The organism is Aminobacter sp. P4_D5 (assembly GCF_056401815.1).
This window is the reverse complement of the sequence record NZ_JBFUIP010001220.1, coordinates 1-555: the sequence shown is the minus strand read 5'-3', so window position 1 is coordinate 555 and position 555 is coordinate 1. Positions and strand designations below refer to the sequence as shown.

Here is a 555-nt window from a genome sequence, read left to right as displayed (position 1 = left end):
GTCCATGGTCGCCGGCAGGGTGGTCAGCGCATGCTGGTCCTTGAAGCTGAGGCGCTTCGCCGCCGCCGCCGGCTGTGCGCGCGGGTTGGCCTCGCGGGCGGGAGTGGCCTTAGCCACGCTCCGCGCCTGGACCCCCTCCCCTCGCTGGCTGAGCATGTCGGAATAGCCGCCGGCGAAATCCTGCCAGCGCCCATTGCCCTCGGACATGATGATGCCGGTGCAGACGCGATCCAGGAAGTCGCGGTCATGGCTGACCAGCAGCACGGTGCCGCCGTAATCCGCCAGCATCTCCTCCAGCAGGTCGAGCGTCTCGAGGTCGAGGTCGTTGGTCGGCTCGTCCAACACGAGCAGGTTCGACGGCGCCGCCAGCGCCTTCGCCAGCAGCAGCCTGCCCCTCTCGCCGCCGGACAGCTTCCCGACCGGCGTCCGCGCCTGCTCGGGAATAAAAAGAAAGTCCTGCATGTAGCCGATCACGTGGCGGGGCTTGCCGTCGACCCAGACCTGGTCGCCATTGCCGTCGGTCAGCGTGTCCGCCAGCGTCCGCTCCGGATCGAG

General features: G+C 68.8%; 1 protein-coding gene. It reads right to left on the bottom strand.

Annotated elements, in window-relative coordinates:
- On the bottom strand, positions 1-555 hold a 555-nt coding region (locus AC1DWF_RS37600; RefSeq protein WP_476843502.1), incomplete at both ends, for an ATP-binding cassette domain-containing protein.